Origin of the sequence: Pontibacter chitinilyticus (assembly GCF_039748935.1) — a bacterium.
GTDB classification, from domain to species: domain Bacteria; phylum Bacteroidota; class Bacteroidia; order Cytophagales; family Hymenobacteraceae; genus Pontibacter; species Pontibacter chitinilyticus.
In genome coordinates this window covers 47020-67468 of record NZ_JBDIZJ010000011.1, presented here as the reverse complement: position 1 = coordinate 67468, position 20449 = coordinate 47020, and the positions used below count along the sequence as shown (strand labels likewise).

The 20449-nt window shown below is 52.9% G+C and carries 13 protein-coding genes; 2 read left to right on the top strand and 11 right to left on the bottom strand.

Annotated elements, in window-relative coordinates; all coding sequences use genetic code 11:
* Window positions 1-6: 6 nt before the first annotated feature.
* The 7 genes from ABDW72_RS15720 to ABDW72_RS15690 form a co-directional block, all read right to left on the bottom strand.
* A complete protein-coding gene (locus ABDW72_RS15720) occupies window positions 7-3234 on the bottom strand; it encodes a SusC/RagA family TonB-linked outer membrane protein (RefSeq protein ID WP_347159548.1) in 3228 nt (1075 codons plus the stop codon).
* A gap of 735 nt (window positions 3235-3969) precedes the next feature.
* Window positions 3970-6126, bottom strand: a complete 2157-nt coding sequence (feoB, locus tag ABDW72_RS15715; RefSeq protein ID WP_347159547.1) for a ferrous iron transport protein B — start codon at window positions 6124-6126, stop codon at window positions 3970-3972.
* A gap of 9 nt (window positions 6127-6135) precedes the next feature.
* Window positions 6136-6387 (bottom strand): FeoA family protein, encoded by a 252-nt coding sequence (locus tag ABDW72_RS15710; RefSeq protein WP_347159546.1) that lies wholly within the window; start codon window positions 6385-6387, stop codon window positions 6136-6138.
* A 347-nt stretch (window positions 6388-6734) separates the two neighbouring features.
* On the bottom strand, window positions 6735-9188 hold the full coding sequence (locus ABDW72_RS15705) for a bifunctional UDP-N-acetylmuramoyl-tripeptide:D-alanyl-D-alanine ligase/alanine racemase (RefSeq protein ID WP_347159545.1): 2454 nt from the start codon (window positions 9186-9188) through the stop codon (window positions 6735-6737).
* A 285-nt stretch (window positions 9189-9473) separates the two neighbouring features.
* Window positions 9474-9695 (bottom strand): hypothetical protein, encoded by a 222-nt coding sequence (locus tag ABDW72_RS15700; protein ID WP_347159544.1) that lies wholly within the window; start codon window positions 9693-9695, stop codon window positions 9474-9476.
* A gap of 186 nt (window positions 9696-9881) precedes the next feature.
* Entirely contained in the window at window positions 9882-12548 is a 2667-nt protein-coding gene (locus ABDW72_RS15695; protein WP_347159543.1) for a DUF5686 and carboxypeptidase regulatory-like domain-containing protein, read from the bottom strand.
* 83 nt (window positions 12549-12631) lie between these two features.
* Window positions 12632-13525 carry a DMT family transporter gene (locus tag ABDW72_RS15690; RefSeq protein WP_347159542.1) on the bottom strand — a complete coding sequence of 298 codons (894 nt, stop codon included), beginning with the start codon at window positions 13523-13525 and terminating at the stop codon, window positions 12632-12634.
* Between the two features lie 168 nt (window positions 13526-13693).
* Between ABDW72_RS15690 and ABDW72_RS15685 the strand changes: the two genes are divergently transcribed.
* Window positions 13694-14185: a regulatory protein RecX gene (locus ABDW72_RS15685; protein WP_347159541.1), complete on the top strand. Its 492-nt coding sequence runs from the start codon at window positions 13694-13696 to the stop codon at window positions 14183-14185.
* Between the two features lie 97 nt (window positions 14186-14282).
* Here the strand turns inward: ABDW72_RS15685 and ABDW72_RS15680 are convergent, their stop codons facing one another.
* The 4 genes from ABDW72_RS15680 to ABDW72_RS15665 all read right to left on the bottom strand — a co-directional run bounded on the left by ABDW72_RS15680 (window position 14283) and on the right by ABDW72_RS15665 (window position 18839).
* On the bottom strand, window positions 14283-14918 hold the full coding sequence (locus ABDW72_RS15680) for a DUF4230 domain-containing protein (protein WP_347159540.1): 636 nt from the start codon (window positions 14916-14918) through the stop codon (window positions 14283-14285).
* A 61-nt stretch (window positions 14919-14979) separates the two neighbouring features.
* Entirely contained in the window at window positions 14980-15879 is a 900-nt protein-coding gene (locus ABDW72_RS15675) for a 1-aminocyclopropane-1-carboxylate deaminase/D-cysteine desulfhydrase (protein ID WP_347159539.1), read from the bottom strand.
* Between the two features lie 129 nt (window positions 15880-16008).
* Complete coding sequence (locus ABDW72_RS15670) at window positions 16009-18507, bottom strand: YfhO family protein (RefSeq protein WP_347159538.1); 2499 nt, start codon at window positions 18505-18507, stop codon at window positions 16009-16011.
* Between the two features lie 41 nt (window positions 18508-18548).
* Window positions 18549-18839: a DUF4834 family protein gene (locus tag ABDW72_RS15665; protein WP_347159537.1), complete on the bottom strand. Its 291-nt coding sequence runs from the start codon at window positions 18837-18839 to the stop codon at window positions 18549-18551.
* A gap of 250 nt (window positions 18840-19089) precedes the next feature.
* Here ABDW72_RS15665 and ABDW72_RS15660 point away from each other — a divergent pair, with 250 nt between their 5' ends.
* Window positions 19090-20430: an MBL fold metallo-hydrolase gene (locus tag ABDW72_RS15660; RefSeq protein WP_347159536.1), complete on the top strand. Its 1341-nt coding sequence runs from the start codon at window positions 19090-19092 to the stop codon at window positions 20428-20430.
* Window positions 20431-20449 lie beyond the last annotated feature (19 nt).

The following is a 20449-nucleotide window of genomic DNA, read 5'->3' as shown; positions in this document are numbered from 1 at the left end:
TGCTTCTTAGAAATTTAACTTAACGTTGAATCCGTAGGTCTTAACAGCCGGATACGCGCCACTCTGATAACCTCTTGCTGTGTTTCCTGAGCTAAGGCCTTCTTCAGGGTCAGAGTACTCCATGTTTTTGTGAATGATCCACAGGTTACGACCGATCAACTGCAGATCAACACCTTTGATGAAGCCTGCTTTTCCGATCAGTGACTGAGGAAGTGAGTAAGAAAGTGCTACTTCTCTCAATTTCACGAAGCTACCATCAAATACATACATTTTCAACGGATCACCCGCATAATTATTGGCAGCATATCCAAAAGGAGTCAGGCCGTTGCCGTCCTGGTTTTCAGCGTAAATATCGTTCGGAGTGCCATCTTCTTTCACACCTGGCAGCAGGATACCACCGCCATCTGCAACTGGCAAACGTGATGGATTGCCTTTGCCATTCAGGCCAGCAGTTTTGTCATACAGGCCTGTGGCTTCGCCATACCACTGGTCCAGCGAGAAGATATCACCACCGTGACGAATGTCGATCAGGAAGCCTAATGAAAGTCCTTTGTAGGTCAGTGTGTTGTTGATACCACCTGTCCAGTCCGGGTTCGGATCACCGATGATGATGTCGGCTTTGCTGGTGCGCTTGTAGTAACCATCGGCGTTTACAGTCTTCTGACCGTTGGTATAGATAAAGTCTGTACCTCTGATCACGCCATAAGGCTCACCTACGGCTGCGTTCAGCGAAACACCACCCTGGAACGAGGCCAAAGTAAGGTTCTTCACAGCATTCTCACCTTCGCCATACAGGCTAAGTACTTCGTTCTTGTTGCGGGCAAAGTTCAGGTTGATGTTCCAGGTAAAATCGCCTGTTTGTATTGGTGTTACAAAAGCGGTAACCTCGATACCTTTGTTCTCTACTTCTCCGGAGTTTACATACTTACGAGTGTAACCACTGGCAGCTGTTGTACTTACCGGTACGATCTGGTCTGAAGTAATAGACTTATACAACGTTACATCGAAACCGAAAAGGCTGTTGAAGAAGTCTGCTTCCACACCTGCTTCATAACTTTTCTGTCTTTCAGGCTTCAGTTCGTTATTGTTTTTAGTGCTTGGCAGCGAGAAGATCGGAATAGAACCAAAACCGGTTTGGGTATCATACACATCCAGCAAGCTCAGGGCTGGTGCAGCATTACCTACTTCAGCATAGTTTGCTCTGATCTTGCCATGTGACAGCCAAGGCAACTGCAGCGCGTTAGAGAACACATAGTTAGCAGCTATAGCCGGATAGTAATAGGTGTTGTTATCGGCAGGCAGTGTAGTGGCTACATCGCGGCGTAAGGTAAGTTCCAGGTTCAGGGCGTCTTTGTAATCGAAGGTTGCATCGGCAAAAATACCGTCTACCCCTACACGCTCATACTTCTCAACAGGAGGTTCCACAGCACTACGCGTGTTAGACAGCGAGTATAATCCAGGAACAACCAATCCACCATTTGTGCTGGCAAAGATTGAGCTCATATGGCTTCTGCGCATGTTAGTACCCAATAAACCTGTAAAGCCAAAGTCTTCGTTTATGTCCTTCTTGAAGTTCAGCAACAGGTCATAGTTGGTTTCGTTGAAGGTTCTGTTGAAGCGGCTGTATTCGCTTACGTCAGCACTACCAATAGCAATGCGGTTTTCCTGGAAGTCGTAGGTCGTGTTGGTTGTCACACGGCCCATTACACTAAACCAGTCAGTAAACTTATAGTTAGCCGTTACATAGCCATAGATATTATCACGGCTGTCGTTAGAGTAGTTCTGGTAACGTGACCAGTATGGGTTATCAGAGTAGATAGGACCTGAGCCAGTATTGTCGCTCCAGTTCCAGGTAATGTTCTGGTGGTTTCTGAAGTAAGCATCTTTCTGCTGCTGCAGGTCCACGTTGGTTTCAAACCACTGGCGGAACTGCTGGTTCGGGTTACGGCTGTCGTAACCTGTACCATACCGGCCCACACCTACGGTACGGGAGTAGTTAGCAGAAGCACTTACCGTTAGCTTCTTAGTAGCATCGTAAGATCCTGTAAAGTTGAACAGGTCCTTGTCAATAGTACTGTTTGGCAGGTTACCTTTAATGTCGTTGCGGGTATAACCTAAGTTAAACGTGGTTTTGTCTCCACCACCGCTTACTACAACGCTTTGGTTTGAGTTTACACCTGTTTCGTAGAAAGTAGCCGGACCGTTTTTAGCGGCTACCCATGGAGTCATTTTGCCGTAGTTTGGCGAGAACGGATCCAGTGCATCCCACTGGTAAACCATCAGGCTTGGATCAAAAGGGTTACCATATGAAGCATCGTCCTGGAACACTACTGCCGGGCCGGGGCCGCTACCCAGGTCAACATCATCCTGGAAGTAAGGGCCGTAACCTGCGCCATACTCATTCTGATAGCGCACAAACGTGCTTTTATCGATCTGGCTCCAAGTAACGCCGCTGTTAATACTAACGTTCAGGCTGTTTTTGGCACCTTTTTTTGTAGTGATCATGATAACACCGTTTGCTGCGCGGGAACCATACAGCGCTGTCGCTGCCGCACCTTTCAGCACGTTCACCGACTCAATGTTGTCTGGGTTTAAGTCTGCCGCAGCATTACCGAAGTCAGCACCACCACGGCCAGTTGTCTGGTCGGTAGAGTTGTTGTTGGCGTTACTTACCGGCACACCGTCAATCACAAACAGCGCCTGGTTATTGCCTGTAATAGAGGAATAACCACGGATGATCACGTTGGTAGATCCACCCATCGTGTTGTTTGTCTTGATGTCAAGGCCAGCTACTTTACCAGACAGCGAGTTCACGAAGTCGGCGTTTCTGGTACGGGTAATCTGCTCGGCATCCACTTGCTGGGCAGAGTAAGCCAGTTCGTTTCTGTTTCTTTCGATACCCAAAGCGGTTACTACTACCTCGCTCAACTGCTTGGTATCCAGCGGCAGGCTCACGTTTACTGTATTCGCATTGCCAATGGTCTTCTCTGTGGTCTGATAACCCACGAATCTGAATACCAGTGTATTACCGGCATCCGGAACATTCAAAGTATAAGTACCATCTGCATCGGTAGCAGTACCCACAGTAGTACCCTTTACCAGAACTGTAACGCCTGGCAGCGGCTGATTAGAGGAAGCATCCGTCACCTTACCGGTGATGGTTCTTACTTGGGCCATGGCCTGTTGCAGCAGGGCAGTCACCAGCAAGAAGCTCAGAAATAAAATTTTCTTCATTGTGCTGTTTGTTTAAGGTAAGTGTTTAATGGTTATTAAAAATTACAAGGCAGCCTAAAGCATACCTTACGGAGAAGCAATGTTAGATTAGTGTTGTAAATAGTCGGCCTTGGTACGAACGTCCGTTAAAATGATGCTCACAGAGCAGCCAGCACTTAATTTAAAGCTGTTTGTGTACGTGCTTCAGTCTTACGACCGCATTTATACACAGGCTTTGAGGAGCTCTCTATAACCGGCGCGTTATGTTTTACATTGCTAAGATGTAGATGCAGGCTGTACTTTAGCATACTTCTTAGCGGGTTGACTTAGGCCGGTTACAAGTAGAACATCTTTTTAAAACCGCTTAAGAGGAACCTAAAGCATATATCAGAGAATGGGAAAAAAGGCTTTGATTAAACACATTTAATAGTACAGTTTTCTTCATGAAACGCTCTAATTAAAATGAGTGATAATTCAAGTTTACTAAATATGTTTTAGTTTAGCAAATACTCTCCTAACAAATGTTTGGAAGTTCAGCCGCAATTCACTTTATCCCTCATGCACCATAAACATCTAAAAATCTGTCAGGCAACCACTTACATTTTAGCACTCACATCCTTAGAAGCTAAATGGCTCTTATTAAGAAAGATACCTGATTTTGATGTATGGCTATACGAGATCTATGCTATAAAGTAGTAGTTCCCTTACTTAATTCGGATTAAGTAAGGGGAAATTGCACTGAGCTTAGAAGGGATTTCAACTAAAGAGATGATACGTGATAAAGGCCATCACATAAGCTAGCCCGCTCATGTACAGCAACTGCGCCAGCGGCCACATCCAGCTTTTAGTTTCGCGGCGCACGATGGCCAGGGTGCTCACGCACTGCATGGCAAACAGGTAAAACACCATCAGCGAGAAGCCGCGCGCCGGCGTGAAGAATGGATCGCCGTTGGCGTCCTTCTCCGACATCAGCTTTTCTTTGATGGTGGAGACATCACCCTCCTCGCCTATACTATAGATGGTGGAGATGGTGCCGACAAATACCTCGCGGGCGGCAAAGGAGGTAAGCAGCGCAATACCGATTTTCCAGTCGTAGCCCAGCGGGCGGATGACGGGCTCCATCGTACGGCCCACGATGCCAGCATAGGAATTCTCCAGTTGGTAGGAAGCGATCCGGTTCTCCGTCTGCCGCTCGGTCAGGTTTTGCACTTTGGCCTCGGCCACGGCTTGCTGCTTAGCTTGCTCCAGCCGGTTGCCGGGGCCGTAGGAGGCCAGCACCCAAAGTATAACCGAAATGGCTACAATCACTTTACCCGCCTCAAACACAAAGGCTTTAGACTTTTCTACAATGGTGATGCCCACGTTTTTCCAGCGCGGCATCTTATACACCGGAAACTCCATGATGAAGTAGCTGCGCTCGCGGGCCTTAAGTATGGTTTTGAGCAACAGCGCTGAGAAGATAGCCGCCAGAAAGCCTATCAGGTATAAGCCCATCAGCACTAGCCCCTGCAGGTTCAGCACGCCGAAGTAATACTTTTCCGGCACCACCAGCGCAATCAGCACGGTGTATACGGGTATGCGGGCCGAGCAGCTCATCAGCGGCGTCACGAAGATGGTGATCATGCGATCCTTCCAGTTCTCGATGGTGCGGGCCGACATAATTGCCGGCACGGCGCAGGCCACCCCCGAGATAAGCGGTACCACACTTTTGCCGTTCAGGCCGAACTTGCGCATGATTTTGTCCATCATAAAGGTCACGCGCGCCATGTAGCCGGTTTCCTCCAATATGGCGATAAAGGCAAACAGAATGGCAATTTGCGGCACAAATATCAGCACGCCGCCCAGCCCGGCTATGATGCCTTCGGTGAGCAGATCCACCAGCGGACCGCTGAAGTTGTGCTGTATCAGGCTGTTCAGGCTGGCCACGCCCTGGTCTATCAGGTCCATGGGATAGCTGGCCCACGCGAAAATGGCCTGGAACATGAGGAAAAGCACCGCGAAAAAGATGAGGTAGCCGAACACCTTGTGCGTCAGCACCTGGTCGATGCGGTTGCTGAACTTCTCGTCCTTATCCACCTTTTCCACGCGCACCACATCCAGTAGCAGCTCGTTGATGCGGGTATAGCGGGCGATAGTTTCGTTGGCCTGCTGCGCGTTGGAGTGGAAATCAACGGCGCTCCGCTGCTCCTCCAGCCAGGCCACGTCCTCCTCCGACAGAAATTTCAGGCTTTTATACTGATGCGCGTAGTGCAGCGCCTGGTAGTCGTTGCGCAGGCCAAAGCGCGCGCGGATGTTTTGCACCATCGGCCGCAGCTCCTCCGGCAGCTCATAGAAGCTAACGTTGGGCGCCTCCAACTGCTGCGACATCACAATTTTAAGCGCCGCCACGCCGATGCCCTTGCGGGCGTTCATCGGAATAATGGGCACGCCCAGCGCCCGGTGCAGGGCCGGCACGTCAATCTTCACGCCTTCCTGCTCGGCCACATCCACCATGTTCAGGGCCAGCACCGCCGGAATCTTCAGGTCAGCCAGTTGCGTGTACAGCAACAGGTTGCGCTTCAGGTTAGAGGCATCGGCAGTCACAATCACCAAATCCGGGTAGTGCCGCGACTCCGGGTCGTACAGCAGGTCGATGATCACGCGCTCGTCCAGCGACTTGGGGTACAGGCTATAGGTGCCGGGCAAGTCGATGATCTGTACCCTGTGCGTGGGCGAAAGCTGGCAGTAGCCCGTTTTCTTGTCTACCGTCACGCCCGGGAAGTTGCCGACCTTTTGGTTGAGGCCCGTCAGTTGGTTAAACAGCGAGGACTTGCCGGAGTTGGGATTGCCGATCAGCGCTACTTTGGAGACCAAAGGCGGAACTGCGGCCTGCCGGGCCTGCACTTCGTGTGGCTGAATCGTGGCGGTAGTCATTCAGAGAGGTTACTTCTTCAGTAGTATCGTTTCGGCTTCGTCCAAGCGCAACGAAAGCGTATAATCGTTTACAATGATGGTGATAGGGTCGCCGAAGGGGGCGCGGCTGTTCAGTTTCACTTCCGTGCCTGGGATGCAGCCCATCTCCAGCAGCTTCAGGCCCATTTCGGGGTCCGAGAGGCAACAAATCGTTCCGCGTTCTCCTATCTTCAGGTCGCGCACGCTTTTCTGCGCATTCTGCTCTACTACCCTTTTTCGCACCGCTCGTTGTTTTTATTTAGACTGCTTATAAACAACTGCAAGTTACAAGGTGTTCAACTTTAAAGCAAAAGTTTTAGGGAAATGTGCAGACAAGCCCATGGAAATGGATTTGTGCAAAGGTACTGGCAAAGGCTGCTACCATACAATGATAAATCTCATCTTTGGAAACAGGCTTTACGAACATACTCTTCTGGCGCCTGCCAGCTAGAAAACGAAATCTAGAAAACAAAATAGTGATACAGTGCAGGAGGAGATAGGACACAAGCTAACGCTTGCGCCAGAAGAGTATAATATATCTACCTGACAGCAGCCTTATACTTTATTTTCACCCCAATCAGTTCATCCACCTACTCCGCATAAAACACCCGCTTCACGCGCGTGCTCACATTCGTCAGCAGCTCGTAGGGGATGGTGCCGATTTGCCTGGCCAGCTCCACCAGCGTGAGCTGCGGACCGAACACCACCGCCTCGTCCCCTGCTTTCACCTCCAGCCCTGTCACGTCTACCATGCACATGTCCATACACACGTTGCCGATAAGGGGGCAGCGGCGACCGTGCAGCAGCACGTGACCCACACCGTTGCTGAAGCGGCGGTCGTAGCCATCGGCGTAGCCTATGGCGATGGTGGCAATGGTTTTGGCGGCCTCGGCCACGCCTTTGCGGCTGTAGCCTACTGTTTCACCTGCTTTTATATGTTTCACCTGCGAGACCGTGGTTTTGAGTGTGCTCACCGGCCGCAGCGCCTCCTGCTCCGCACCCGTGGCCTCCACGCCGTACAGGCCGATGCCCAGCCGCACCATGTCCAGCTGGTGCTCCGGAAAGCGCACGATGCCCGCCGAGTTGAGAATATGCTTCGTCACCGGGTAACCCAGCTGCGCCTCTACGGCGGCCGCCATACGTCGGAACGTGGCGATTTGCTGCTGGGAGAAATCGTTATGCACCGCCTCGTCGGCACCGGCCAGGTGGCTGAAGGCGCTTACCACCTGCACCTGCGGGTACTGCGCCAGCAACGCAAACAGCGCCTCAAAATCCTCTGCTACAAAACCGAGGCGGTGCATGCCCGTGTCCAGCTTCAGGTGGATTTTATACTTACCTCCCGCCTCCAGCAGCGCCACGAAGGCCTGTAGCTGCTCCAGCGCGTATATCTCCGGCTCTAAAGTATACTGCCGCAGCTTGGCGAAGCTGTCGGGCGAAGGGTTCATCACCATTATGGGCAGCGTAATGCCATTCTCGCGCAGCGCCACCCCTTCATCAGCATAGGCCACAGCCAGGTAGTCCACGCGGTGGAACTGCAGCAGGTTGGCCACCTCGAAGCTGCCGCTGCCGTAGGCGAAAGCCTTCACCATCACCATCAGTTTGGTGCCTGGCGCTAGTTTGGCGCGGTAGTAGTTAAGGTTGTGTACCAGCGCGTCGAGGTTCACCTCCAACACCGTGCCGTGTACCTTCTGCTGAAACGCTTGCACAATCTTCTCAAACCCGAACACGCGCGCGCCCTTCACCAGTATCACTTCATTCCGAAAACCCGCCGCGTCAAAGTTTTGCAGGAAATCGGCGGTGGAAGTATAAAATGCAGCGCCAGGGAAAAGTTGGCTATACTTGCTGATGACCGGGCCGACGCCGATGAGCCGCTGCACCCGGTGCGCCCGCACCAGCGCCGCCACCTGCCCGTACAGTTCCTCCTCCGGCAGCCCCGACTCCAGCAAATCCGAGAGGATGAGCGTGTGCCGCCTGCGCTGCGGCTGACTGGCGAGCAAATCCAACGCGATGCTCAGGCCGCCGAGGTCGTTGTTGTAGGTGTCGTCGATGAGATAGCAGCCGTTGATGGCTTCCTTCATTTCCAGGCGCATGGCCACCGGGTGCAGGCGGTCGAGGCGGTCCTGGATGTCGGCGAGCGGCAGTTGGTGGTGCAGCAGCACGGCCAGGCAGTGCAGCGCATTCTCCACCGAAGCCTCATCTGTAAACGGCACCGCCAGCCGCTGCTGCACCGCCCGGTAAGTATACTCTACAATGGTGCGGTGCCCGGCCGCTGTCGTGGCGCGTATACTTACGTCAGCGGAAGTATGGCGGCCCCAGGTAAAAGACTTGATGCCCTGCGTCTCCACCGCCTCCCGCACCAACGTATGGTCGGCGCAGTAAAACAGCAGCGCCGCTTCCCGGAACAGCTGCAGCTTCTCCGCCACCTTCTGTTCGCGCGTGGCAAAGCCCTCGTCGTGGGCGGGGCCGATGTTGGTAAAAATGCCTGCGGTGGGCTGGATGATGCGCTGCAGCTTCGCCATCTCGCCCGGCTGCGAAACGCCCGCCTCAAAAATGCCCAAGGTATGGCTGGCGTTGATTTGCCACACGCTCAGCGGCACGCCCAACTGCGAGTTGTAGCTGCGCGGGCTCTTCACCACCAGCTCGTCGGGGCTCAGCAGCTGCGCCAGCCACTCCTTTACGATGGTTTTGCCGTTGCTGCCCGTAATGCCAATTACCGGAATATGAAACTGTTGCCGGTGCCACGCCGCCACCTGCTGCAGCGCTACTAAACTGCTCACTACCTTCAGGATACTTGCCTCCGGAAATTGCTGTGTCAGTTCCTCTGGCCTGCCTTGCTCCACCACCAGCATCCGAACGCCTTGCCTGTATAACTGCTGCAGGTACTTGTGCCCATCGTTATACTTGCCGCAAATGGCAAAGAACACTGTGCCTGCCGGCTGCGAGAGCTTGCGGCTATCCGTGAGCAAGTGCACCACGGGTTGTAGCTGCACGAGCTGCACCATCTGGGCATGGGTAATGGAGAAAAGCTGCTGAAACGTTAGCATGACTACAGGTTTATACTTGGCCAAAGATAGGCGGAGAAGTTCAGAAGTTAGAAAGTTAAAGGGTTAGAAAGCTGATGCTATTGTTTGAAGGTTGGTCGCAACCTGTCAGAATCGCACACATTTTTCTCCATGATAACCTATAACCCGCAAGGGAAAGGACGCAGATAAAGTGAGAACAGGCTGGTTGTTCCGCCTGTGGGCATAACCAAACACGTGACATGAAAACAGGCCGCACCAGTAGTATGGTACGGCCTGTTCTATACCGTTATACTTGCACGATGGCTTCTATAATCCGACGGAGGTGGTGTCGTTGTCGGTAGTATCTTCGTCCAGCGCGTTTTGTGGCTGTTGCAGGTGTTCGGCATCGGTTTCATTTACAATTGCTTCCGAAGTGCTGGTATCATCCGTTGGATTGGATGCTGGCCTGTCGCCGTTGCAGCCAAAGCCAGCTACTGCGGCAAAAGCCACGGCTATTCCTGTTTTGATTATATGTGCTGTTGTTTTCATATCAGTTTTAGTTTAGTCTTAATCTATTTTTAACGTTCAGCGGTCCAATAGGTTATAAAGGCAGCATGAGGTATTTGCCTGTAGACGGAGTTAGCAGATGGTTAGCTACGGGGTGTGGTGCACTAAAGAACTGCTTAAAAAGCGAAATTCTGAAGAAAATAGGCCGGGTTAATAAATTAATAAAGCTTAGAAACCAAAGCCGACCAGCACGCCTGCCCGGGCTTTCTGGCCCTGCTGAAATGACGTCACAAAATCCACACGCAATACTTTAAAGATGTGCTCCACGCCCAGTCCCAATTCCAGGTAGTTCTTCGATTCGCGGGTATTCAGGTAATTAAGACTCACCACCTCCTGCCATTTCAGGCGCCGGAACAGCGGGATCTTGTTGAACAGGAAGCCGTTAAAATGGTGTTCGTAATGCCCCTCCAGGTAATTGTTGTTGGTGCTGTAGCGGTAATAGTCGAGCAGTTGAAAGCCCTCGTAAGTACCAGCAAAGAAAGTGCGATTGCCGTTAAAATGGCGGTAGTCGAGCAGGTACATATGTGACTTACCGAAGAAGGTACCACCCGTAAAGCTATACCGGCTGCTGCCAAATAAGCCAAAATCCACCTCATCGCTTACGCGCAAGGCAGCCGTGCTAAACCGGGTATCGCCGCCTAAGACTTTGAGGCCGGTACGATAGCCGAAGCTGATCGTCGGGTACCTGGAGCCAAGGTTAATCTTGTCGTCAGGGCGGCTGATGTACTCCTGCCCTGGCCGTACGCTCACATTGAAAGCCGCTGTCAGCGCCTCGTGCGGCCCAAAACCCGCATCCGGCAGTTCTGCGTTCTCCGGCACATTGGATGTAAAGCTGCTTTCCTCGTTGTCGCGCAAAGTATAACTAGTGGTATTCTGAAGGGGCATGCGGTGTGCATACTCCAGGCTGCCGCTCACAAACACGCCGTTCCAGGGTTCGCTGCGGTAACTTACATGGCCGTAGTCGCGCTGGTAGAGCTTCATATAATTCTGACCGACCAGCAAGGTATACACCGAGTTTATAAACGGTGAAATGGAATTCTGGCTGTTGATCTGCTCTACAAAATGGCCGCCCTCTACTGATATCGTACTATTTTTGATGGCGTCGTAGCGGTAGCTCAGTTGCAACCGAGCGTTCAGCTTTTCGTTGGAGAAGCCGTAGCGCACTTCCGGCGCAATCATATAAAAGCGGCGGTCTTCGAAGCGCCGGGTATACGCCACCCGCACATCGGCTACCACGCCCTCTACGGTATTATACTGCAAAATGCTGGGTCCACCCGTCAGGCTTACCAGTGGGTCAAAGCGGTAATATTTTTGCTCAAATGAGTTGGAGTAAGTATAACCACCCATCAAAAAACTACCAAACGACGGCTTGTTGCGCACCTGGTCCAGCGAGTCCTGGTAGGGGCGCGAATTTTTAATCACCTCCAGGCTATCTTTCTCGTGGTAGTCCTTTACCTCGGCCTGCGTGAGCGGCACCGGCCGTACCGCGGCCCAATAGGCTGAGTCGCGCTTATTAGCCTCCTTATCCACCACCAGGATCTCTTTGCTGAACAATTTCTTGCTGTGAATAGGCTGCTGCACATCGGGTTGCACCGCCTGCGGTGCAACCCGCTTTAACTTTGGCTTTTTGGCTGGTTTTGCCTCTGCCACAGCAGCATCGGCTACGGGTTCCGGCTCCACCTCCTCCAGTTTGGGCGGCGTTTTGTAGGCGGGCTGTACTTTATAGTTAGAGTACACGCCGGTTACATAGCCACTGCCTTCAAAGCCAAGGCCGGCACCTGCAAAGGTGAAGCGCTGCGATACCGGCAGCCACACGTTCTGGGCCACCGGCGCAAGCACCTGCCGCACCCGGATGTAATCTACAAAATCAATCCCCGCCTCTTTCGTGAGCCGCAGGTCGGTGCTGTGGAGGCGCCAGCTGCCGTCTACAATGTAGATGTTGCCCGAGAAAACCGGGTCGTGTTTACGGCGCGGAATAACTTTTATTTTGTTGATCGTGTGGCCATTTTCCTGGAAAGCACCCAGGTACTCGTAGCGGTAAAAGAGAAAGGCATTATTGGCCAGCGGCGACACAAAACCGCGTTGGCTCAATCCCTCTACCTTTAGCAGGTTATCGTAAAAGCTGATGTTCATCTCGGAGGCCTGGTTAAAACTGAAGCCTTTTTTCTGGCCGCTCACCCGGCTCGAGATCATCCGCTCATGCACCTTGTCCGGCTGTTTAAAACTCAACTCCGACACCGACTCTGACAAGTATACAATGCCCGTATCCACATCCACCACCCGCATGCCCAGCACCTTGCCCGGCACTTTGTTCATGCGGCCCACAGACTTCATGTACACGCGGGCACTCCAGGCTTTTGCCTCGTTCTGATGATATTTGCGCAGGCGGATGGCTTTGCGCATAATGGCATAGGCCGGATCTTCATCGGCAGCCCGCACTACTACTTCTCTCAGGTTCAGCACCTCCGGTAGCAGCTGCACATTCAGCTCCTGCGCACCCTCGCCAATCGTTACTGTTTCGGTTGTAGCGCGGTAGCCCACATACTTGAACTCCAGGGTATAGGTGCCCGGCGCTAGCTGCAGCTGGTATGCTCCCTGCTCGTTCGAGGCCGTGCCGCTTGCCGTTTCAGCGATGTAGATGCTGGCAAAAGGCAGGCCCTGCCCTTTCTCATCGGTGATGCGCCCGCGCAGGATGCCCGCCATACTCAGCAGAGGCAGCAGGAAAAACAGGAGCAGCAACAGGTAAGGGCGCATGTATAAAGTGCAGGCTTTCGGGGTTCTAAACTGAATATGGTATTTTCCTAACGTAAAAGTAGGCAATTTATGCTTTCTCATCTGCTCTCGGCGCAAAAGCGGTACCGAAAGCTGCAAAATTCCTCTCTTAAAGCCTGCCAGCGGAAAACGATCCGCTCTACTGCTTACTTGTTTATTTTCTCAGCAGGCATTGTCGCGAGGGCCATACTTGCCTGTTTTGCCTGGCGACTTTTGTAGCGGATGTTTAGCAGTACCCCCGCCAGCACCAGCGCCATCCCCACATATGAGCCGACGCTAAATACCTCCTCAAAGAAGATAAAGCCAAAGGCAAGCGCGTAAAAGATACCCACATAGTTAAGACTTGCTACTTTCGAGAGTTCCTCTGACTGGTACGACATCGTCATAAAATACTGCGCCAGCTGTGTGAGCACGCCAATGGAAATAAGAATGAGCCAATCCCAGCCCACCGGTTGTACCCAGTTGAAAAGGGCGTAAAGTGCTGAAAAAGGGAGCGCCACCAGCGGAAAGTAAAACACGATTACAAGCGGGTGCTCGCGCGTATTTAGCTTGCGGATCATGTTATAAGCCAGCCCGGCGCAGGCAGCGCCGGCCACACCCAAGCCCAGGTACAGCGGCGAAACGCGCACATCTACCCCCTCGATGAGCAGAATCCCTGCAAATGATACAGCGAAGAACACCCATTGCCAAAGCTTCACCCGCTCCTTCACAATAAAAACCCCGAGGATGGTGGTGAAAATGGGTGACAAATACTGGATGGTAGCTGCTGTGGCCAACGGAATGTGTTGCAGCGTCACGAAGAAAAAGACCAGCCCCAGCGCACCGGCCAGTCCACGGGTAAGCAGCAGCCTCCGGTGGTTGCCCCAAACGCTTACCTTTTGCCGCAGCAGCACCGCCCCGCTCATTACCAGCGACACGGCCGAGCGGAACAGGATCACCTCCACCGCCGGTATATGCGCCACCTGCTTGACACATACGTTCATCAGCGAAAAGAAAAACGTGGCCAACAGCATGTACCGTACTCCTCTGGATAGCTTCATCCCACAAAGGTCAGCGTTTTGCCGCTCGATTGCTAGCACTAAAACTAGAGTTGCAGCGCCACAACTTTCTAACGCTTTAACTTTCTAACTCCCAAACTCCTTCTACTCTCTAACTTAAAAAGGCAACTCTGCTTTGGTTATAGGTGTTATATTTGAGTAACAAGCACGATGATTTTGGAGCGACAAAAGAAACAGAAATTTCATACTCCCAAAGAAGCCCTGATCAAAGCGGCTGCCTACTGTGCCTACCAGGAGCGGACACAGCAGGAAGTGCGAGACAAGCTATATACGTACGGCTTAGCACCAGACGACGTAGAAGAGCTAATCGTGCGGCTGGGGCAGGAGAAGCTGATCGACGAGGAGCGCTATGCCCAGAGTTATGTGCGGGGCAAGTATGGCCTTAAGAAGTGGGGCCGCCGCAAGATCATGCAGGGCCTTAAGAGCAAAGGCATCTCCGATTACTGCATCAAACAAGGGCTGAAAGAAATCGACCTGGAAATATACGAGCAGAATTTACTTGCCCTGCTGGAGAAAAAGAACGCCACCGAAAAAGAAAAGAACCCTTTCGCCCGCCGCCAGAAGCTTACCCACTTCCTCATGAGCAAAGGCTATGAAAATGATCTAATTCAGGACGCGCTGAAAGGGCTTGAGGAGAATTAGAGAGTTTAGAAAGTAGAAAGTCAATAGGTTAAACTCAACCATTATACTTTATCCCTCCTTAAAACGACAACGAACAAATATCAATCAGCAATCAAACCTAACGCTTAGGCGCAAGTTGGGGGTTTTGGATTGTTTGCTGCGGTATGAGCACTACGCGCTTGCCGGTGATTTCCTCTAGCATAGGCTTTAGTATCTTTTCGGCATTTACCTGCGTCTGCCTGAGTATACCCGAGTTCAGCGCCGCTCTTTTCACGTTCTGCTCGGCATAGCGGTAAGCCTCCTCCACAAGGTCTGCATCCTGGAAATAAGTATTCTCTTTGCTGAAGACTTTTGACTTGCTGTGGTCTACCTTGTAGTAGCAGATCTGCGCAGCAGGCAATGCTACCTGCACCAGCGTGTCACCCTGAAACTGAATGTCCGACGGCCTGATCTTCGTGAAATCCACGCACCCCACGGCCTCTCCGGCCACGATCAGCACGATCTTGGAGTTTGGCACAAACCGCGACACATTCTTTTCATACTCCACCACATCCTTAAAATTGTAACGCACCAGTTCCATGCGGCCCAGTTCCTCCACAGAGGTGAGAATGGTATTGTAGTTCACCACTACTTCCGGCGCTTTCTTCTCCTCGGGTTTATTGAAAAAATCCTTAAAGCTGCGCCAGATAAAGATACCGGCAGTAATGATGAGCACCCAGGGAAGGAGCTTTAACAGAAAACGAAGTAAGGGCATGCGGTCTTTGGCTTGTTTATTACTGATACGGTGCTACAATTATTATGCTACATTTCCTCCGTTATACTACCACGCCCAACCGCTCCTGAAAGCCAGCGTTGCCCTGCAAACCACCAGTGTGTACAGCTATGATGCGGCTACCTTTGGGGAAGTAACTCTGCTGGATCAAATCAAACAGGCCGTAGAGCATTTTGCCGGTATAGATGGGCTCGAGCGGGATGTGGTAGCGCTTTTGAAACGCTTGTATAAACGCCAGTAGTTCCGGTTTTACCTTGGCATAGCCACCAAAATGATAGTCGGTGAGGAGTTGCCAATTACTATACGTATGGCCGCTGTACTGCTGCACTAACACTTCAATTTCTTGCCGTAAGAACCCACCGCCTTTCAGGGCCGGAAATACCAGCACCTGCTTCTCGCCTGCCAGTCCGGCAACAATACCTGCCACCGTGCCACCAGTGCCTGCCGCACAACAGATGTAGTCGTAGGTAATGGAAATGTCCTGCACGATTTCAGTACATCCTTTTACTGCCAGCAGGTTCGTGCCACCTTCAGGCAACAAGTATACTTGCCCATACTTTTCCCGCAGCTCCGCCAAAAATGTGCACTCATTTTTCAGCCTGTACTGCTCACGGCTGATATAATGCAACTGCATACCGCAGGCGGTGGCAAACGCAAGCGTCGGATTCAGGGGCAGGTGCTCCTCACCGCGAATGAGGCCGATGGTTTGGAAGCCGAACTCCCTGCCCGCCGCTGCCGTGGCCGCGATGTGATTAGAGTAAGCTCCGCCAAAGGTTAAAAGTGTGTTATGCTGCTGGCGCTTTGCCTCCTCCAGGTTATACTTTAGCTTGCGCCATTTATTTCCCGGAATGTCCGGGTGCAGCAAATCCTCGCGCTTAATCCAAAGCTCAAGTTGCCGCTCCTGCAGCAGCGGATCGTGTAGTTGTTGCAGCGGTACTTCCATGGTTCAAAAAGAAGCCCCGGCGTGAGCCAGGGCTTAAATTATTTTACTTTGCTAACTCCTGTGCCAACCCAATCGTAACGGCTTCACCTCTCTAAGATGCTCTCCAAAGAGCAATCAAAGAACGCTGGTTTATACGTTGGCCGGCGCTGGATGCGGCTTTTGCTTCACTGCGTATACTACCGCCCCAACAATAACCAGCAGCAGCAGGATGGATGAGATGAGCGAAATAGTATTGCCCAGGGTGTAGGACTTCGGCGCAAACACGAACTGGATGGTGTGCTTGCCCGCCGGTACCGGCAGTGCCCGCAACAGGTAATTTACACGCAGATGGTCTACCGGCTTGCCATCGAGGTACGCCTGCCAGCCACCGGCATAATAAATCTCCGAGAACACGGCTAACTCATTGCCAGAGGCGTTGGCCTCATAGGTCATCTCGTTCGGATCATACTTGCTGAGGGTAATGGTGGAGCCATCCGGGTTAAAGCTGGTAGCCGGCACTTTAAACTTCGACTGGTCCACTACAGCGGTAGTCACCGGGTTAAAGCTGCGCAAAGCCAGCAGTGCCTCATCCGGATTGTTAACCGTGCGCACATCTTTTACAAACCAGGCATTGCCAAGCGCAGCCGGATTTTTGAGCGGCGGCGCGGCTTCATTATAAATGATGTATCGCGTGTTGAGCATGTTCAGCGTGCTGGCACTTTGCAGCGCCGCCGTTACCGACTCCTCTGTCGGGTTGTTCTGGAAGGTGGTGATCAGCGCTTGCAATTCATTGCTCATTACGCTGTCGATCACATCCTGGTAGCGGCGCAATTTGGCTCCGTGGTAACCACCAATAGACTTATGGAAGTAGGAAGAGCGGGCATCGTTAAACGGATTAGGCAAGTATAGCACGCGGTAGCTGGCATCCTTGTCCTGCAGAATTACCTGGTCGGCCTGCGATGGCTGGAAGCTTGCCTCTTCTGTTTGCCGCTGGAAATCACCATCGTTCAGGTAGCGTTTGTCCACACTCCACAGATCCACCAGCACCAACACACCTATAGCGGCGATAGCAACCGTAGCTGACAGCTTATTTTTGAGATAGAAGTATAATACGCCCGTAGCCAGCAGGATAAACACCAGCGAACGGAAAGCATCGGAGCGCATCAGGCCCTCGCGGTCGGTCCGGATGGCATCGATGGGGAACTGCGCCTGGATCAGCTGTTGATCGTTTGCGGAGGTAAAACTCGCCATACCGGCAAACAGCCATACCAGCAGACAGATGCCTGCAGTAATGCCACCAGAGATCAGCAGTTTCTTCTCCAGGTCTTTGATCTGCGTCCGCTCCTTCAGCAGCTTCCAAAAGGCCAGCATCGCCAGCAGCGGCATAGCCACCTGCGCGATCACCAGTGCCGACGACACCGCCCGGAACTTGTTATAGGCCGGAAAATGATCAAACATGAAGTAGTTGAAGGCTTCGAAGTTTTTGCCCCAGGCCAGCACAATGGAAAGTATGGTAGCAGCGACCAGCCAACTGGTCCAGCGGCGGTCTACAATAAACAAGCCCAGCACAAACAGGAAACAGATGATGGCGCCCACGTATACCGGCCCGCTCGTCATCGGCTGCGGCCCCCAGTAGAGCGGCAGCCCCTGGCTAACGATCTGCTCGGCTTGCCCCGGCGCCACGCCCATTTTAATAAAAGCGTTGTAGGTGTCAGAGTCTTTGTCGAGCGAGGCCGTGCTGCTGCCCCCGTAAAAGTCCGGGATGAGGAGCGTTATGGTTTCGCCTACGCCATAGCTCCAGTTAAAGGCATAATCGCGGTCCAGGCCACTGCTGGTTTTGTTGCCGCTGTTCTGCGTGGTGAGCTCTGATTTGCCCCGGATGCTGTACTGGCCATATTCAGCCGTCGTATACAGGCGCCCAAAGTTAACACCTACGGCCAGGATGGCCGCCACCAACAGTACTGCCCCCCGCTTCAGCAGGTCGGCAATTGCTCCGTTCTTAATAGCAAAGATAATCTCCACCACCCCAAACACCAGCACCAGCAACACCATATAATAGGTCATCTGAAGGTGATTGAAGTGCAGGTTGAGCGTCAGCCCAAGTGCAAAGAGCGCGGCTCCCAGCCACATATTACGCCGTAAGGTGACAAGCAGCCCCGCCAGCACCAGCGGTATATAAGCAATAGAAAGCGATTTGGTGTTGTGCCCTGCCTCTAGGATGATCACGTTATAGGACGTAAAAGCGAAGGCGATAGCCCCGATCGTGGCCAGCCACGGGCTCATGCCCAATGCTACCAGCAGGATATACGCGCAAACAAGCGTGATGAAGATATTACCTGCCAGCGCCGGCATGTCTAAGGTCAGAATGGAATGAATGGCACCGGACCAGTCGCCGGGATAGTGCGTGTTGATAAGGTAAGACGGCATGCCGCTGAACATGGAGTTCGTCCAGAGGGCTTCTGTGCCGGTCTTGTCCCGGTAGTCCTGAATTTCTTTAGCGCCTCCCTTAAACTGCAGGATGTCGTGTTGGGCCAGGCCTTTATCCTCGAAGAGCACCGGCGCAAAGTATACGGCCGTCAGTACCAGGAAAATCACTACGGCCACAATGTGCGGGAGCACGTCGCGCCTGAAATTGAAGGAAGTCATCATATCTCTCAAAAACCTCAAATAGAGCTTGAAAGATAGGAGTTTTATTTTACTTCTTCATAATCGACGTACTCGCCACCCTCGAAATGGCGTTGCTCCGGCTGCTCCGGAATATAGTCGATTTTGACGTTCCCGCTGCTGCGGTCCCTGCGCTGCCCGTTGCTTTGGTATGGCTCCTGGTACGCATGCTGCTGCTGTTGCTGATTGGTATAAAAGAAGGTGCCATTGCGCATACTTTTCTTCACAAAAGCACCTAGCAGCCAACGCAGCAACACAGGTGCTACCATGCGGAGAAAGTATACAACAAGGATAGTCGTTAATATGAATTTGATCATGATAATGCTTTCTTACTTCATAGAGTACTATGCAAAAACAGTACCCTTTCTTATAATCAACTCTTTTGCCAAAGTTTTGTTGTGTGACGTTTTGGCCGGACGGTGGCAAAGATACGCAATTTTACCTCGCCCTGTGCCGCCGGAAGTATGGCAAGTATAAGGCCGCGGCTGCCTGTGTAACTTATGTCACTGACTCGGGCAAGTTATCCGGCTATCTTTGCAGCATACGTTCAGAAACGACCTAAAAGACATGAAGATAAAACAGTTTGAAGACAAAGGGCTGGCGCACTTCTCTTACGCCATCCTGAGCGAGTGCCAGCACGAGGTGGTGCTGATAGACCCTGCCCGCGACCCGCAGCCATACTATGACTATGCAGCCGCCAACAACGCCACCATCGTGGGCGTGATAGAGACGCACCCGCACGCCGACTTCGTGAGCTCGCACCTGGAGATACACCAGCACACCGGGGCCACCATTTACGTGCACTCGTTGGTGGGCGCCGACTACCCGCACACGCCGTTTGATGAGGGGGCGGAACTGACGCTGGGGCAGGTAAAACTGAAGTCGCTGCACACGCCCGGCCACTCCCCCGACAGCATCAGCATAGTGCTGGAGCACCGCGGCAAAGACAAGGCCGTGTTTACCGGCGACACCCTTTTTATAGGTGATGTGGGCCGGCCGGACCTGCGCGAGAACGCGGGCAGCGTAACGGCGAAGCGCGAGGAACTGGCCCGCCAGCTGTACCACAGCCTCCACGAAAAGCTGCTGAAGCTGGGCGATGCGGTGGAAGTATACCCGGCGCACGGCGCGGGCTCGCTCTGCGGCAAAGCCCTGGCAGAGGCCAACGTCAGCACCATTGGGGCGGAAAAAATTGGCAATCCGGCGTTGCAGGAGATGACGGAGGAGGCTTTCGTGCAGATGCTGACAGCCGACCAGCCATTTATACCCAAGTACTTTGGCTACGATGTGATGCTCAACAAAAAGGGCGCGCCAGCCTTTGCCCCAAGTATAAAAGCCGTGCCGCGGCTGGAGCACAACTTTACGCCGCCCGCAGGCGCGCTTGTTATCGACAGCCGGCCGCAGCATATCTTTAAGCAAGGACATTTGCCCGGAGCCTTTAACATACAGCAGGGCGGCAAGTTTGAGACGTGGCTGGGCAGCATCGTGGCGCCGGAAGAGGAATTTTACCTGCTGGCAGCCGATGCGCAGACGCTGGAAGATCTCATCGCCAAAGCCGCCCACATTGGGTATGAGCGCCAGCTAAAAGGCGCCTTTGTGCAGGACAGACTGTCCGCCGAAACATCGCCCGAACTGGATGTGGCGCAGTTCAGGGCGCACCCGGAGCAATATACCATTGTAGATGTGCGCAACGCCCCGGAGGTGGCAGAACAGCCGCTCTTTCCGCAGGCACTCCACATTCCGCTGCCGGAGCTGCGGGAGCGGGCCGCGGAAATCCCAATGGACAAGCCGGTGGTGGTGCACTGCGCCGGTGGGTACCGCTCGGCGGCGGGCAGCAGCATCGTGCAGGCCCAGCACCCGCACCTGCAGGTGCGGGATTTAAGCGAAGCCGTGAAAACGTTTCTGCCGTAAGCGGCCACCACGCCGCCAC

What these genes read in the sequence shown, in the direction of transcription:
- feoB (WP_347159547.1), bottom strand. Translation starts at nt 6,126, where the DNA reads ATGACTACCGCCACGATTCAGCCACACGAAGTGCAGGCCCGGCAGGCC.
- ABDW72_RS15705 (WP_347159545.1), bottom strand. Translation starts at nt 9,188, where the DNA reads ATGCTAACGTTTCAGCAGCTTTTCTCCATTACCCATGCCCAGATGGTG.
- ABDW72_RS15700 (WP_347159544.1), bottom strand. Translation starts at nt 9,695, where the DNA reads ATGAAAACAACAGCACATATAATCAAAACAGGAATAGCCGTGGCTTTT.
- ABDW72_RS15660 (WP_347159536.1), top strand. Translation starts at nt 19,090, where the DNA reads ATGAAGATAAAACAGTTTGAAGACAAAGGGCTGGCGCACTTCTCTTAC.
- ABDW72_RS15720 (WP_347159548.1), bottom strand. Translation starts at nt 3,234, where the DNA reads ATGAAGAAAATTTTATTTCTGAGCTTCTTGCTGGTGACTGCCCTGCTG.
- ABDW72_RS15670 (WP_347159538.1), bottom strand. Translation starts at nt 18,507, where the DNA reads ATGATGACTTCCTTCAATTTCAGGCGCGACGTGCTCCCGCACATTGTG.
- ABDW72_RS15695 (WP_347159543.1), bottom strand. Translation starts at nt 12,548, where the DNA reads ATGAGAAAGCATAAATTGCCTACTTTTACGTTAGGAAAATACCATATT.
- ABDW72_RS15690 (WP_347159542.1), bottom strand. Translation starts at nt 13,525, where the DNA reads ATGAAGCTATCCAGAGGAGTACGGTACATGCTGTTGGCCACGTTTTTC.
- ABDW72_RS15665 (WP_347159537.1), bottom strand. Translation starts at nt 18,839, where the DNA reads ATGATCAAATTCATATTAACGACTATCCTTGTTGTATACTTTCTCCGC.
- ABDW72_RS15680 (WP_347159540.1), bottom strand. Translation starts at nt 14,918, where the DNA reads ATGCCCTTACTTCGTTTTCTGTTAAAGCTCCTTCCCTGGGTGCTCATC.
- ABDW72_RS15675 (WP_347159539.1), bottom strand. Translation starts at nt 15,879, where the DNA reads ATGGAAGTACCGCTGCAACAACTACACGATCCGCTGCTGCAGGAGCGG.
- ABDW72_RS15685 (WP_347159541.1), top strand. Translation starts at nt 13,694, where the DNA reads ATGATTTTGGAGCGACAAAAGAAACAGAAATTTCATACTCCCAAAGAA.